This is a genomic window from Arthrobacter sp. ISL-48 (genome assembly GCF_018613805.1).
Classification (GTDB): Bacteria; Actinomycetota; Actinomycetes; order Actinomycetales; family Micrococcaceae; genus Arthrobacter.
Genome location: NZ_JAGGPL010000003.1, coordinates 861699 through 875626, shown reverse-complemented (window position 1 = coordinate 875626; position 13928 = coordinate 861699). Strand labels below are relative to the sequence as shown.

The window sequence follows — 13928 nt, the reverse complement described above, 5'->3', positions numbered from 1 at the left end:
TGTTGCGGCTGGCTCACGCCGCTACTAACAGGCCGCAGAGAAGGGGGCAGAGAAAGGCGGCGGCCGGCAGGCGAACGGGTGTCTCAAGTCTAGTGCAGGGGTAGCATCGTATTGATGTCGTTGTTCCCGCGGACCCGTGACAGTATTCACAAAACCACTCTCGCCGTGGCGGCGGTCATGGCCGCCGTCAGTCTCGCCTCCTGTAGCGCGGCTCCGGCTCCAGCACCGTCGTCTTCGCCGTCAGTGCCGCTTCCGCAGTCCTCGTCCGAAGGCCCGACGACGTCGGCCCCACCGTCCCCTGCCGCCTCCCCGGATGCCTCGGCGGGGGACGCACCTGACGATGGAACGCGGGCACTCGGCTGGGGTCCTGAGCAGCGGGACCAGGATGCAGCCGCCGCAGCAGTGGCAGCGATGACTGTGGAACAGAAGGCCGGGCAGGTCCTGATGCCGTCCTACAGCGGAACCGATGCCGAAGCCCAGGCTGCCACCATCGAGCGGCTGCACCTTGCAGGATCCATCATCATGGGGGACAACATTCCCCTGGACGCTCGGAAGCAGGTGGACCCGGCTGCCATGGCGGCGGTGAACGCCCGGCTGGCACAGGCCGCACGCGCCGACGGCAGGACATGGCCCGGGCTTATCGGCGTGGACCAGGAGGGCGGTATCGTGGCGCGGCTCGGGGCACCCCTGACCGAATGGCCGGCGCCCATGAGCTACGGCGCGGCAGGCAGTGCGCCGCTCACCAAGGACGCCGGCCGCGCCCTTGCCTCCGAACTTGTGCCACTGGGCTTCACCGTGGATTTCGCGCCCGACACCGACGTCACCATCGGCCCGGCGGATCCCACCATCGGCGCGCGCTCCATGTCCGGCGACCCGGATACGGCAGCGCGGCTGGGAGTGGCTTTTTCCCAGGGCATGCAAGAAGCAGGCCTCCTGCCCGTCGTCAAGCATTTCCCTGGCCACGGCTCCCTCACCGTGGATTCCCACCAGAGCCTTCCCGTACAGCCGGCGGGAGTCGCCGAGCTCAGCGCGCGAGACTGGAAGCCCTTCCAGGCAGCCGTCGCAGCGGGTGCGCCCGTGGTCATGACGGGGCACATCGCCGTACCCGCACTGGAACCTGGCGTCCCGGCGTCGTTGTCCAAGCCGGCGTACGCAGCCCTGCGGGCGCTGGGCTTCAATGGGGTGGCGGTGACGGACGCGCTCAACATGGGTGCCATCCAGCAGCAGTACCCCGACGGCGCCGCGGCGTCCGCTGCGCTTGCCGCCGGGGCTGACCTGCTCCTGATGCCACCGGATGTCGGGAAGGCACACGCGGCCATTGTCGGCGCAGTGGCTTCCGGCAGCCTGCCCGCCGCAAGGCTGGACGAAGCAGCTCGACGGGTTGCCACCATGATGATCTGGCGGGCCAGGACAGCACCGCCGGGCGGGTCTGCGCCGGGAAGCGGCAGCGTACTCTCCGCCCAGGTTTCCGCGGCCGCAGTCACAGTCCTTTCCGGCCCTTGTAGCGGACCTCTGGTCCCCGGCAGCGTCCGGCTGGACGGCGGTTCCCCGCAGGACAGGGCCCGGTTCGAGGCCGCCGCAGCAAAGGCGGGGCTGGGCGCGGGGGAAGGGCCGCTCGTCAGCCTCATCGGTTACGGTGGCCTTCCTGCCGGCGGTGACATCGCGGTGGCCCTGGACGCTCCCTGGCCTTTGCAGGGCTCCAGCGCGCCGGTCAAGATAGCGGTCTATGGCCGGAGCCAGGGCGCCTTTGACGCCCTGGCGGCCGTACTGGCAGGCAAGGCGACGGCACCGGGAAAGCTGCCTGCCGCCGTCGGAAGTTTCCCGGCGGGGACCGGCTGCCCTTAAAGCAGCCGGAGACCCGTTTTAATGGACGGGTGCCTATTCTCAATAAAGACATGACCCTCTGCATCTCCCTGTCGGCCCGGCCGAGCAACAACGGGACGCGTTTTCACAACCACTTGTACGAGCAGCTCGGACTGAACTGGATCTATAAGGCCTTCGCCCCCACGGACCTCGCCCAGGCCATCTCCGGCGTGCGCGGCCTGGGAATCCGTGGCTGCGCGGTGTCCATGCCGTACAAGGAGGACGTCATCGCCCTGGTGGATGAGATGGATCCGTCAGCCCAGGCCATCGACTCGGTCAACACGATCGTGAACACGGACGGGCACCTCAAGGCCTACAACACCGACTACACGGCCATCGAGCAGCTGCTCCAGAGCAACGCCGTCCCCACGGACTACTCGGTGCTGGTCCAGGGTGCCGGCGGCATGGCCAAGGCCACCGTCGCGGCGCTCCGGGATGCTGGGTTCACGGACGTCACGGTGGTCGCGCGCAACGAGAACACCGGACGCGCCCTGGCGGAGCACTACGGGTTCCCGTGGCGCGCGGCGCTCGACGGCGGCACGGCGGACCTGATCATTAACGTCACTCCTATTGGTATGGAGGGAGGCATGGAGGGAGGCATGGAGGGAGGTATGGAGGGAGGGGCTGGGTCCGACTCGCTGTCCTTCCCCCAGGAGGCTGTCAATGCCGCCAAAGTGGTGTTCGACGTCGTCGCGCTGCCCGCCGAAACGCCCCTCATCAAAGCCGCCCGCGCGGCAGGAAAGCCGGTCATCACGGGCGCCGAGGTGGCCACCATTCAGGCGCTGGAGCAGTTCGTCCTGTACACCGGGGTCCGCCCGACCGAGGAGCAGGTGCAAGCCGCCGAGGAGTTCATGCGGGCGCAGTAGTTCGCGCGGGCGCAGTAGTCAGACAGGTTTCACCGAGATGGCCACCCGGTCCTCACCGATGCGGGTCAGGACCAGGGTGGCTGTCTTGATTCCGGCTTTCTTCGCCGCTGACTTCCCTGTGTTTTTGCCTGCAGTTTTCCCTCCGAAGAGAAGCTCTTTGCGCAGCTCCTCCGGGGTGATGGCCATGCCGCGCTTCTTGATATCCAGCACGCCGACGCCGTTGTCCTTCACCCAGGCTTTGAGCGCCTTGACGTTGTAAGGCATCACTTCCAGCACCTTGTAGGCCCGGGCGAAGGGCGTGTCCACCAGCTCCGGGGCGCAGATATAGGCGATGTGCTCATCCACCAGGTGCCCGCCCAGCTGGAGCGCGACGTCGGCCACCAGGCCTGCACGGATCACGGCGCCGTCGGGCTCGTACAGGTAGCCCTCCACCGGACCCACCGGCGCCGCCGGGCCGCCGTCGAAGTCTTCGCCGCTGGTAATCTCGGCGGCGCCCTGGGCTCCGAGCAACAGAGCGGCCCTGCGGATTCCCGGCCGGCTGACGGCGTTGAACCACAGCGTCACCTCGGTGACATCGCCGCCCACGGAGACCCATTGCGCCTCACAGCCGGCGGGGACCGAATCGTGCGGCATGCCGGGGCCCATCTTGACTCCCACCGCACGGCCGGTCGCGGCGAGGGATTCCACGAACGAGAGCGGAGGGGAGAAGGCCTCCGGGTCCCAGATCCGCTTGGTACCCGACGTGGACGTGACGCGGCGCGCGGGATCCAGCCAGACGCCGTCGACGCCGTCCAGCCGCACCGTTGTCGCATCGGAGTGCACCACGGTGGCGTTCGGAAAAGGGATCAGGTTTACGGTGGCGCAGGCCGCGGTGGTTTCGTCCATTTCCACCGCGGTGACAGTGATGTCCATGGACGCGAGCGCCAGCGAATCCGCGGCAAGCCCGCAGCCCAGGTCGGCCACATGGCTGATCCCGGCCCGCGCGAACCGCTCGGCGTGCCTGGCCGCAACGTTCAGCCTGGTGGCCTGCTCAAGCCCGGCCTGGGTGAAAAGCATCCGCCGCGCGAACTCCCCGAACTTCAGTTCGGCCTTGGTCCGCAGCCTTGACTGGGTGAGCACCGCTGACACCAGTTCGGGGGAGTGCCCGGCCTTGCGAAGGGACGCATTAAGCTCGAACGCCTTGTCCTCGCGGTAAGGTCCCAGGGACGCCAGCAGCTCCCAGCCTTCGCTCGTGAGCAGAGGTGCAATCTGGTCCTGCGGTGCTTGAGCCATGGGTTCAAGCCTAGTGGAGGAGCCCTATGGCGAGTTCCCGATATGGTTGAACGCATGGAAGACAGTGCAGGCACCCAGCCGTCCGAACAGCCCCGATCCACGAATCCGGACCTGGTGAAGTTCGCACGGCCGGCACTGATCGCGGGGGCTGCAGTAGCCGTCGTCTGCATTGCGCTTCTGGTGATTATCTTCTTCCTGGACACGTTCAACGCCACTGTCTACTCCGTGGGTGGCAAAAACATCCAGGACGCCACGGACGAGGCCCGGGACATCAGGGGCCTTTACACTGGCGCCCGGATTGGCGGCATCATCCTCCTGGTGGTTTCCCTGCTGGCCGCCGCGGGCGGCGCGGTGGTGCTTTACCTCAAGCGCGGCACCGGGCCCGAGGACGGCAACGAAGGCGACGAGGACGTGGATTTCGACGACCTCGCGGGACGCTGAGGTCAGGGCCGTCTGGCGGACGGAACGCTGGGTGCTTCGCCCGTATCGTCCGGCTTGTCGGTGGGCCGCTTCCTGAAGCCAGTCAGCAGGACGCCGGTAATCACTAGAATTCCGCCAAGGATCTGCGGAACGGTGATGCTTTTGCCTAAAAGCAGGGTAACGACGGCGGTGAACACAGCGATCAGGTTCAGGTAGTTTCCGGCGTTGGCCGCCGTCGTGGTTTTCAGCGCGAGGTTCCACAGCAGGTAGGCGCCCACCGAGGGGAACAAGGCAATGTACGCCAGCGACCATCCTTCGGCCGCTGTTGCCGGAAACCGGACACCAGAGGCGACTGCGACGGGGCCGAGCACTACCACCGCCATTGCCACCTGGACTGCCGTGGCGGTGATGACAGGGAGATTCAGCCGCCGAGCAATGATGGTGTACAACGCCCAAGTGGTAATGGCCACAAGCATCAGCAGCTCCCCGATGTTAACGCCGAAGCCCAGCAGCCGCCGGGGATCTCCGCCCGTGAGGACCAGGAGCACACCCACCAGGCCAAGGCCGATGCCGAACCAGCTGAGGGGAGGCGGCCTGTCACCCAGCAAAGCAACGGCCATCACCAGAATCAGCGCCGGGTTGGCGGCGCCGATAAGCGAGGCGTTCAGCGCCGACGTGTGCTCCAGTGCGCTGTAGAGCAGCAGTGCGTAGCCGGTCATGCCCAAGACGCTCAGAAGCAAAAGAACCCGCCACCGGTGGAGCACGGCGGACCAATCGGGGCGCTCCACAAAGTGGGCGAGGACCAGCAAGGGCAGGGCCGCCAGCGCCCAACGCCAGAAGGTGAGGTCAAGCGGCGTCATGGAAGCAACGGCAGCCTGGCCCACCACGAAATTTCCTGCCCAGAACAGCGCTGCCAGAGTTAGGTAAACGGACGCTCTCACGGCTCGAATCTACACCGGAAGCCTTGCTGGATTCAGAGTGACGTTCTCCGGCCGGTACCCGGACCAGGGTTCGCCGAAGACGAAATGCTGGCACTCGCCTTGACCGAGTGCTAACCCCTTACATAGAGTCTTCATTAGCACTCTCCCTAGGAGGGTGCTAATACATGAAGAGCTGCCAGCCAGGCTGCTGCCGGCACCGCGACGACGGTTTGCCAGCCAGGTGCCACAGCTTTCCAGTCCATGAATTTGCTGACGAAAAGGAGAGGTCCGAGTGTCGGTCTCTATTAAGCCTCTTGAGGATCGTATTGTTGTCCGCCCGCTCGAAGCCGAGCAGACCACGGCTTCCGGCCTGGTCATCCCGGACTCCGCACAGGAGAAGCCGCAGGAAGGCGAAGTTGTCGCAGTAGGCCCCGGCCGCTTTGACGACAACGGCAACCGCGTTCCCCTCGACGTTGCTGAAGGCGACGTCGTTATCTACTCGAAGTACGGCGGAACCGAAGTCAAGCACAGCGGCACCGAGTACCTCGTGCTGTCCGCCCGCGACGTTCTGGCGATCGTCGTAAAGTAACTCTTGGACCCCGCGCCGCTGACTCCGTCTGACTTGTCTGACGCTGTCAGCAGCGCGGGGTTTCTGTCTCCGAAAGGACAAAACCATGGCTAAGCAGCTTGCGTTCAACGACGCTGCCCGCCGGTCTCTTGAGGCCGGTATCGACAAGCTCGCCAACACTGTCAAGGTGACGCTCGGCCCCCGCGGCCGCAACGTCGTACTCGACAAGAAGTGGGGAGCGCCCACGATCACCAACGACGGCGTCACCATCGCCCGCGAGGTCGAGCTCGATGACCCGTATGAGAACCTTGGCGCCCAGCTGGCCAAGGAAGTAGCCACCAAGACCAACGACGTTGCCGGCGACGGCACCACCACGGCCACCGTGCTGGCCCAGGCCCTGGTCAAGGAAGGCCTGCGCAACGTTGCTGCCGGCGCTGCTCCCGGCCAGATCAAGCGCGGCATCGAGGTCTCGATTGAGGCCGTGGCTGCCCGCCTGCTCGAGAACGCCCGCCCCGTCGAAGGCACCCAGGTGGCCAGCGTTGCTGCCATCTCGGCCCAGAGCGACGAGATCGGCGAGCTCCTCGCTGAGGCATTCGGCAAGGTCGGCAAGGATGGTGTGATCACCATCGAGGAGTCCTCCACCACGCAGACCGAACTGGTCCTCACCGAAGGCATGCAGTTCGACAAGGGCTACCTGTCCCCGTACTTCGTCACCGACGCAGAGCGCCAGGAAGCAGTCCTCGAGGACGCCCTCATCCTGATCAACCAGGGCAAGATCTCCTCGGTTCAGGACTTCCTGCCGCTGCTGGAGAAGGCTCTGCAGAGCTCCAAGCCGCTCTTCATCATCGCTGAAGACGTCGACGGCGAGGCACTGTCCACGCTGATCGTCAACCGCATCCGCGGCACCCTGAACGTGGTTGCCGTCAAGGCTCCGGGCTTCGGCGACCGCCGCAAGGCCATGCTGCAGGACATCGCCACCCTCACCGGTGCACAGGTTGTCTCCCCGGAACTGGGCCTGAGCCTGGATACTGTTGGCCTTGAGGTGCTGGGTACCGCCCGCCGCATCACGGTCACCAAGGACAACACCACCATCGTTGACGGCGCAGGTTCCGCAGAAGACGTCGCAGCCCGGGTCTCCCAGCTGCGCGCCGAGCTGACCCGCACCGACTCCGACTGGGACAAGGAAAAGCTCCAGGAGCGCCTGGCCAAGCTGGCCGGCGGCATCGGCGTTATCAAGGTCGGCGCAGCCACCGAGGTCGAGCTGAAGGAAAAGAAGCACCGCATCGAAGATGCAGTGTCCTCCACCCGCGCCGCCCTCGAAGAAGGCATCGTGGCTGGCGGCGGTTCTGCCCTGATCCACGCACTGAAGGCCCTCGACGAGGATCCGGCCGTCCAGGCGCTCGACGGCGATGCTGCTGCTGCGGTGGGCATCGTCCGCCGTGCGCTGGTCCAGCCGCTGCGCTGGATTGCCCAGAACGCCGGGTTCGACGGCTACGTCGTCACGGCAAAGGTCGCCGACCTCGAAACCAACAACGGCTTCAACGCCAAGTCGGGCGAGTACGAGGACCTGATCGCTGCCGGTGTCATCGACCCCGTCAAGGTCACCCGCGCGGCCCTCCGGAACGCGGCGTCCATCGCTGCGCTGGTTCTCACCACTGAGACCCTCGTGGTGGAAAAGCCTGCTGAAGAAGACGAGCACGCAGGCCACAGCCACTAGTCCCCACCGTCACACAGAAAGAACCGGTCCAGCATTTGCTGGACCGGTTCTTTCTGTGTGACGGTGGAAGTAGTGGCCTACCTTTTGACCGCGTAATGCACGTGCGTAGCTAACGTCGAGCTGACAGTTTTGACAATTTCGAGGTGGAAGTCGTGATCAAAGCCGTCGAAAAGACGCTTTCCGGCGCCGAGGATCACCGGTGCCGTAGATAGCACCAGTTCGTCAACCCGGCCGGCGGCCAGCGCTTGCCGGATTACATCCGCGCCGCCGCCGATCGACACGTCTTTGCCTCCCGCCTCCCCGGAGGCCCGCCTCAGGGCTTCATCGAGCCCGGACACAAACGTAAACCCGGACGCTGCCGCCGGCTGGTCCTGCACGCGGTGCGTGAGTACGAACAGCGGGCCGGCGAACGGGTTCGTCCCTCCCCATGCCCCCGCGGCGTCATACATGCCGCGGCCTACGATGCCAGCACCCATGCCCGCTTCGAGCTGGTCGTAGAAATCCTTGTCGGGGCCGTGCATCCCAAAGTCGTGTCCGCCGTCGTAGGTCCACGGGCCACCCATCACCCAGTAGTGCAGGCGCTCCCCGCCCGTGCCCAGACCGTTCCCGGGCCCGTCATCGGGTCCGGTGATATAGCCGTCGACAGACGTGGTGATGGCTGCGACGACCTTGACCATTACGCGCCCGCCATGTCCTGCGTCTGGACATCGCCTGCGCGCTCGTAGACCAGCGACACAGCACCCTTCGGAAACGTGCGCGCAGGCTCGGCGAGGCGGAAGGAGGCGGGGATGGTCCCGGTGTCGAAGAGGCGTTTGCCTTCGCCGAGGGTGATCGGATAGAGCCAGAGGTGGAGGCGGTCGATCACGTCTGCCGCAAGCAGTGAACGGATGAGGACGCCGCTGCCGAACATGTGCACTTGGTCGTACTCCTCGCGGAGCCGGCCCGCGGCCGCGGCATCCGGCAGCACTGTTGTGCCCGCCCAGCCCGGATCGGCCGGGCTGCTGGAGACGACGAACTTGGGCACCCGGTTGAGCGTGCCGCCGATCTCATCGGACTGGTGCGGCCAGTATGCTGCGAAAATGTCGTAGGTCTTCCGGCCGAGAAGCAGGGCGTCGATGCGGCTGATCTCCGCGCCGATGGCCGCGCCGGCCTCGTCATCGGACACCGGCGCCTGCCAGCCGCCGAAGGCGAAGTCGCCCTCGATGTCTTCTTCGCGGCCGCCGGGTGCCTGGTAGACGCCGTCAAGGGTGATGAACAGGTTCGCGACGATGATTCCCATTGCTCCAGTCTGGAACCGTGTTCCGGAGCTGTCCAGCGTTGGCGGATACTCGCGTCCTGTGCCGGGCCGGCGTGGCAGACTGGTGCCATGCTGCTCGAGGAGCTCGTGAGAACCACGGATGCCGTCGCGTCCACCCGCTCCCGGCTCGCGAAGGTTGATGCGCTGGCCGATTTGCTGCGCCGGCTTGAACCCGGGGAAATTCCGACGGCGGTCGGCTTACTGACCGCAAAGCCGCGCCAAGGCCGGGTGGGCGTTGGCTGGCGCGGCATGTCAGCGGCCATGGGGAAGCCAGCCGCTGAGCCCACTCTTACTGTCGCCGACCTCGATGCTGCGCTGGACCGGCTGCTCGTTACAGCAGGCGCTGGATCGGCAGCGGAGCGCGCCGCGACTCTTCGGACGCTTACGGCGGCAGCCACCGAACGCGAGCAGGCCTTCATCGCTGGCGTGCTGCTCGGCGAACTGCGTACCGGTGCACTCGAGGGGGTGCTGACCGACGCCGTTGCCCGTGCCGCCGATCGGCCCGTCGACGCCGTACGCCGCGCTGCCATGCTCTCCGGTGATCTCGGCGGTACCGCCTTGTTGGCGCTCACGGGCGCTGCGGCCCAGCTGGACGCTGTCGGCCTCGTCGTCGGCCGTCCCGTGCAGCCCATGCTCGCCGCAACCGCATCCAGCGCCGCCGCCGCGCTGGAAGTCACGGGGGAGGCATCCGTGGAATACAAGCTCGACGGGGCGCGCATCCAGGTGCACCGGGTCGGCGACGACGTGCGCATCTACACCCGCACATTGGCCGAGGTGACCCACCGGCTGCCCGAGGTGGTGGAGGTGGTGCGTGGACTGCCGGTGCGCGCTGTGATCCTCGACGGCGAGACCCTCACCCTCGACGATAACGGCGGCCCGCGGCCGTTCCAGGAGACCATGGCACGGTTCGGGGCGGACGCGGCGCGCGCTACGGTCCTTCATCCGTGGTTCTTCGACGTGCTGCACATCGACGGGCGCGACCTGCTTGAGGAGCCGCTGTCGACGCGCATCGGCGTGCTCGAGCGCATCGCTCCCGCATACCGGATCCCGGGGGAGATCACGGCGGATGCGGCCGTTGCTGAAAGGGTGGCGCACGATGCGCTCGCCGCGGGCCATGAGGGCGTGGTGGTGAAGGCGGTCGGATCGGCCTATGCGGCTGGCCGGCGCGGTTCCAACTGGATCAAGGTGAAGCCGGTGCTCACCTACGACCTGGTGGTGCTCGCCTGCGAATGGGGGTCAGGACGGCGCACTGGGCTGTTGTCGAACCTGCACCTCGGAGCCCTCGACCCGACGGGCGATTTCGGCGAACCGGGCGGCTACGTCATGGTGGGCAAGACATTCAAGGGCCTCACTGACGCCCTGCTGCGCTGGCAGACCGAGCGGTTCCAGGAGCTCGAGGTGCGGCGTACGGCGGGCACCGTCTGGACTGAGCCGGTCACCGTCGTCGAAATCGCGATCGACGGTGTGCAGCAGTCCTCACGCTATCCGGGCGGAATCGCCCTGCGGTTCGCACGGGTCAAGCGTTACCGCGACGACAAGACGGCTGCGGAGGCTGACACCATCCAGACGCTGCGCGGGCTGCTCCGGTCGTAGCCGGAAGCGGAAGAATCCTTCGAAGACAACCGTATCGGACACGCTGGAGGTGGCACCAGATTCAGGTCAGCGAGGCACCTGCGGCCCGCTTGTGCCCTTTCTTCAGCGGGCGTACCGTGGCGCTTAAGTAGGTCGCGTCCCGTGCGCGACGACGGCAGGCTGGCGTGGTATCCGAAAGGAGGCCAGATGACAGCTGAGACTGGCATTGACCAGGGCCGGTCAGCGTTCCGCGAGAGCCGCTGGACCGATGCCTTCAAGAACTTCCGCGACGCCGACCAGCTGGGCGGACTGCCGGCACCGGACCTTGAACGTCTGGCAACCGCGGAGATCCTGACCGGGGACACGAACTCTGGCCTGGAGACCCTTACGCGCGCCCACGAAGAGTACCTGGTTGTCGGCGACATCGTTGGAGCCGCCCGGTGCGCCGGCTGGATGGGGATGCAATTGATGCATCTGGGGGAGGTGTCCCGCGCCGGAGGATGGTTCGCTCGCGGGCAAAGGCTTTCGGACGAGCTGGACGGGCCGGACTCCGTCCAGGGGCTCTTGCTCGTTCCGGTGGGCCTGGGCAAGCTGTACGGCGGTGACCCCGCCGGCGCCCTGGAAGTCTTCGCCCAGGTTGCTGACTTTGGCCAAAGGTTCCAGGACAAAGACGTGTCGGCGTTGGCCCTCATAGGTTCAGGCCAGGCAACCCTCATGCTGGGGCGCAACGACGAGGGCCTCAGGATGTTCGACGAGGTTATGGTGGCCGTGACAGCGGGAGAAGTGTCCGCGGTCCCGTCAGGAATTGTCTACTGCGCAGTCATTGGCAACTGCCACCTGGCCTTCGATCTGGAACGGGCGCTGGAATGGACGGCGGCACTTGACCGCTGGTGCCGTACCCGCCCCGACATGGTACTTTTCAGCGGCCAGTGCCAGTCACACCGTGCCGAGCTCTTCCGGCTGCACGGAGCCTGGACCGAGGCGCTGGCGGCGGCGGCCATAGCTCAAGGACGTTCCACCAAGGGTGATCCACAGGCCCTTTACGGCGGCTACTACCAGCAGGGAGAAGTGCAGCGGCTCATGGGCAACCTGGATGCGGCAGCGGATTCCTACCGGGAAGCGGCCCGAAGCGGCTATGAGCCACAGCCTGGCCTTGGACTCCTCTTTCTGGCGCGCGGAGATGTGCAGCAGGCGCAGTCAATGGTCCGCAGGGCTGCCGGCGTCGCGGACGCCGCCACCCGCCGCCATCTGCTGCCTGCCCTGGTAGAGATCGAACTCGCCGCATCCGACGTGGAGGCGGCACGACGGGGTGCCGACGAGCTCGCTGCCTTTGCTCGGGAATGCCCCATGCCCATGGTCCGCGCGGTTGCTGGCCAGGCAGAAGGTGAGGTCCGGCTCTCGGAAGGCGACGCAGTGGGTGCTTCACAAGCCCTGCGGGAGGCGTGGAAGCTGTGGCTGGAACTCGGCGTTCCCTACGAGGCCGCGCGCTGCCGGGTATTGATAGGGCGGGCGTGCCGCGCCCTCGGCGATGAACCCTCGGCACTGATGGATTTAGAGGCCGCCCACACAGAGTTCCTGGAACTGGGCGCAGCGCCGGCCGCCGCCTGGGCGGCGTCGCTTATGCGGGAAGGAGCCGATGGCAACAAGGGGCCGCTGTCCCCGAGGGAGACGGAAGTGCTCCGGCTCGTTGCCTCCGGAGCGGGCAACCGGGCGATAGCGGCTGAGCTCTATCTCAGTGAAAAGACCGTGGCCCGGCACATCAGCAACATCTTCCTGAAGCTCGGGCTTTCCTCACGGGCGGCAGCCACCAGATATGCGTTCGAGCACGGACTGGCGGGATAAGGGCCTCCCTGCACATAAATACCCATAAGGTGCCAGGCACAGTTACATGTTTTGGCCGACGCGGACTGCAGGGCCCCGCCCGTAGCCTCAAAGCATGAACCTTCCAGTCCTTGCCGGCACCCTTTCAACGGTGCTGTTTGCCTTAGGAATGCTCCCTATGCTGGTGAAAGCCGCGCGCACACGGGACCTGGCGTCCTACAGTCCGGGGAACCTGGTCTTGAGCAATGTGGCCAATGCCGTTCATTCCGTCTATGTTTTCAACCTGCCGGCCGGTCCCATCTGGGCCCTCCACATGGCTTACGTTCTGGCGTCCGCGCTGATGCTTGCGTGGTGGCTGCGTTACAGGCAGACTGCCAGCACCAGGAGCGACGGCGGAACGGCAGTCCACGGGGAAGGTTCAGCCGTAGGAATCCACATAAGTGAAAAAGGGGAGCTGTGATGAACAACAACGACGCAACCGGAACGCTGGACACCATGATCATCGGTGGTGGGCAGGCCGGCCTTGCCCTGGGCTATTACCTGAACAAACAACAGCGGAAGTTCCTGATCCTGGATGCCAACCCGAGAGCCGGAGACGCCTGGCGTCAGCGGTGGGATTCGCTCCGGGTGTTTACCCCAGCCAAGTACGACGGACTCCCGGGGGCGCCGTTCCCGGCGGATAGGCTGTCCTTCCCCAGTAAGAATGACGTGGCCGGTTACCTTGAAGGCTATGCCGCAAAATTCAGCCTTCCCGTCCTTAACGGTATCCGTGTCGAACGCTTGTGGCGTGAAGGGGGCCGCTTCATGGCCGCCGCCAACGGCCAGCGCTGGGAGGCGCATAATGTCGTCGTGGCCACGGGCTGCAGCCAGGCGGCGAAGGTGCCTGGTTTTGCGGCGGAACTGGCGCCTTCCATCGTCCAGCTCCATTCCAGCGATTACCGGAACATTGAGCAGCTCCAGGAAGGTCCAGTCCTGGTCGTCGGGCTGGGAAACTCGGGGGCAGAGATTGGCATCGAAGTGTGCCGGACGCATCCGACGATCGTGGCGGGAAAGCCCGGAGGGGAGCTTCCGGTGAAGCATGGCCGGACCGCCGCACGGTACGTCCTGCCGGTGGTGCGGTTCGTCGGGTCGCACGTCCTGACCACCAGCACTCCGATCGGGCGGAAGGTGGCACCGTCCTTCAAGATGCACGCCGCACCCCTGATCCGGACGAAGTCCAAGGACCTGACAGCTGCCGGCGTGCGCCTCGTACCGCGGGTTGCCGGGGTGGAGAACGGGCTGCCAGTCCTGGCGGACGGGACCCGTCTGGACGTGTCGAACGTGATCTGGTGCACCGGATTCAAGGATGACTTCAGCTGGATCGATCCGGCACTTCTCGACGACGGCGGGCTGCCGCGGCAGGTACGCGGGGTTGCGCTTGATTCCCCCGGGCTGTTCTTCCTGGGACAGGAATTCCTGTACGCGGCAACGTCGGCCACGATTCCGGGTACGTGCCGCGATGCCCGCTACCTGGCCGGAAGAATGCCGGATTCCGTCAGTCGCCAGGCCGCCGCAGCTTCCACCTAAGCCTGCGGGCCACCCTTCGCTGATTGGCCTTCGAAAATACGGATGG

13 protein-coding genes are annotated in these 13928 nt (G+C 66.0%); 9 read left to right on the top strand and 4 right to left on the bottom strand.

The genetic code is table 11. The features are described from left to right. Positions 1-114: 114 nt before the first annotated feature. Both J7E83_RS07865 and J7E83_RS07860 read left to right on the top strand, forming a co-directional pair. Positions 115-1845, top strand: a complete 1731-nt coding sequence (locus J7E83_RS07865; RefSeq protein WP_396020509.1) for a glycoside hydrolase family 3 N-terminal domain-containing protein — start codon at positions 115-117, stop codon at positions 1843-1845. A gap of 29 nt (positions 1846-1874) precedes the next feature. Beyond that, positions 1875-2729 carry a shikimate 5-dehydrogenase gene (locus tag J7E83_RS07860; protein ID WP_311379604.1) on the top strand — a complete coding sequence of 285 codons (855 nt, stop codon included), beginning with the start codon at positions 1875-1877 and terminating at the stop codon, positions 2727-2729. A gap of 18 nt (positions 2730-2747) precedes the next feature. Here the strand turns inward: J7E83_RS07860 and J7E83_RS07855 are convergent, their stop codons facing one another. Then, entirely contained in the window at positions 2748-4001 is a 1254-nt protein-coding gene (locus tag J7E83_RS07855; protein ID WP_214960601.1) for a class I SAM-dependent methyltransferase, read from the bottom strand. A gap of 54 nt (positions 4002-4055) precedes the next feature. On the opposite strand from J7E83_RS07855, the gene J7E83_RS07850 reads away from it, so the two are divergent. Next, positions 4056-4442, top strand: coding sequence for a hypothetical protein (locus tag J7E83_RS07850; protein WP_214960599.1), 387 nt, complete (start codon positions 4056-4058; stop codon positions 4440-4442). Positions 4443-4444: 2 nt separating this feature from the next. Here the strand turns inward: J7E83_RS07850 and J7E83_RS07845 are convergent, their stop codons facing one another. Beyond that, a complete protein-coding gene (locus J7E83_RS07845; protein ID WP_214960597.1) occupies positions 4445-5362 on the bottom strand; it encodes a DMT family transporter in 918 nt (305 codons plus the stop codon). A gap of 271 nt (positions 5363-5633) precedes the next feature. Between J7E83_RS07845 and groES the strand changes: the two genes are divergently transcribed. Beyond that, positions 5634-5930 (top strand): co-chaperone GroES, encoded by a 297-nt coding sequence (gene groES / locus J7E83_RS07840; protein WP_050054380.1) that lies wholly within the window; start codon positions 5634-5636, stop codon positions 5928-5930. A gap of 85 nt (positions 5931-6015) precedes the next feature. Next, a complete protein-coding gene (gene groL / locus J7E83_RS07835; RefSeq protein ID WP_214960595.1) occupies positions 6016-7626 on the top strand; it encodes a chaperonin GroEL in 1611 nt (536 codons plus the stop codon). Positions 7627-7703: 77 nt separating this feature from the next. On the opposite strand, the gene J7E83_RS07830 is transcribed toward groL, so the two are convergent. After that, positions 7704-8303, bottom strand: coding sequence for a dihydrofolate reductase family protein (locus J7E83_RS07830; RefSeq protein WP_214960593.1), 600 nt, complete (start codon positions 8301-8303; stop codon positions 7704-7706). Next, positions 8303-8905: a dihydrofolate reductase family protein gene (locus J7E83_RS07825; RefSeq protein WP_214960590.1), complete on the bottom strand. Its 603-nt coding sequence runs from the start codon at positions 8903-8905 to the stop codon at positions 8303-8305. The genes J7E83_RS07830 and J7E83_RS07825 overlap by 1 nt, the downstream gene beginning before the upstream one ends. Before the next feature lie 87 nt (positions 8906-8992). Between J7E83_RS07825 and J7E83_RS07820 the strand changes: the two genes are divergently transcribed. From J7E83_RS07820 to J7E83_RS07805, 4 genes are all read left to right on the top strand, one after another. After that, positions 8993-10516, top strand: a complete 1524-nt coding sequence (locus J7E83_RS07820) for an ATP-dependent DNA ligase (RefSeq protein WP_214960587.1) — start codon at positions 8993-8995, stop codon at positions 10514-10516. A 186-nt stretch (positions 10517-10702) separates the two neighbouring features. Next, positions 10703-12337 carry a helix-turn-helix transcriptional regulator gene (locus J7E83_RS07815; protein ID WP_214960584.1) on the top strand — a complete coding sequence of 545 codons (1635 nt, stop codon included), beginning with the start codon at positions 10703-10705 and terminating at the stop codon, positions 12335-12337. A 94-nt stretch (positions 12338-12431) separates the two neighbouring features. After that, entirely contained in the window at positions 12432-12776 is a 345-nt protein-coding gene (locus tag J7E83_RS07810; protein ID WP_214960582.1) for a hypothetical protein, read from the top strand. Further along, positions 12776-13882: an NAD(P)/FAD-dependent oxidoreductase gene (locus J7E83_RS07805; protein ID WP_214960580.1), complete on the top strand. Its 1107-nt coding sequence runs from the start codon at positions 12776-12778 to the stop codon at positions 13880-13882. The genes J7E83_RS07810 and J7E83_RS07805 overlap by 1 nt, the downstream gene beginning before the upstream one ends. Positions 13883-13928: the final 46 nt, after the last annotated feature.

What these genes read in the sequence shown, in the direction of transcription:
- J7E83_RS07865 (WP_396020509.1), top strand. Translation starts at nt 115, where the DNA reads ATGTCGTTGTTCCCGCGGACCCGTGACAGTATTCACAAAACCACTCTC.
- J7E83_RS07855 (WP_214960601.1), bottom strand. Translation starts at nt 4,001, where the DNA reads ATGGCTCAAGCACCGCAGGACCAGATTGCACCTCTGCTCACGAGCGAA.
- J7E83_RS07850 (WP_214960599.1), top strand. Translation starts at nt 4,056, where the DNA reads ATGGAAGACAGTGCAGGCACCCAGCCGTCCGAACAGCCCCGATCCACG.
- groL (WP_214960595.1), top strand. Translation starts at nt 6,016, where the DNA reads ATGGCTAAGCAGCTTGCGTTCAACGACGCTGCCCGCCGGTCTCTTGAG.
- J7E83_RS07830 (WP_214960593.1), bottom strand. Translation starts at nt 8,303, where the DNA reads ATGGTCAAGGTCGTCGCAGCCATCACCACGTCTGTCGACGGCTATATC.
- J7E83_RS07825 (WP_214960590.1), bottom strand. Translation starts at nt 8,905, where the DNA reads ATGGGAATCATCGTCGCGAACCTGTTCATCACCCTTGACGGCGTCTAC.
- J7E83_RS07820 (WP_214960587.1), top strand. Translation starts at nt 8,993, where the DNA reads ATGCTGCTCGAGGAGCTCGTGAGAACCACGGATGCCGTCGCGTCCACC.
- J7E83_RS07815 (WP_214960584.1), top strand. Translation starts at nt 10,703, where the DNA reads ATGACAGCTGAGACTGGCATTGACCAGGGCCGGTCAGCGTTCCGCGAG.
- J7E83_RS07810 (WP_214960582.1), top strand. Translation starts at nt 12,432, where the DNA reads ATGAACCTTCCAGTCCTTGCCGGCACCCTTTCAACGGTGCTGTTTGCC.
- J7E83_RS07805 (WP_214960580.1), top strand. Translation starts at nt 12,776, where the DNA reads ATGAACAACAACGACGCAACCGGAACGCTGGACACCATGATCATCGGT.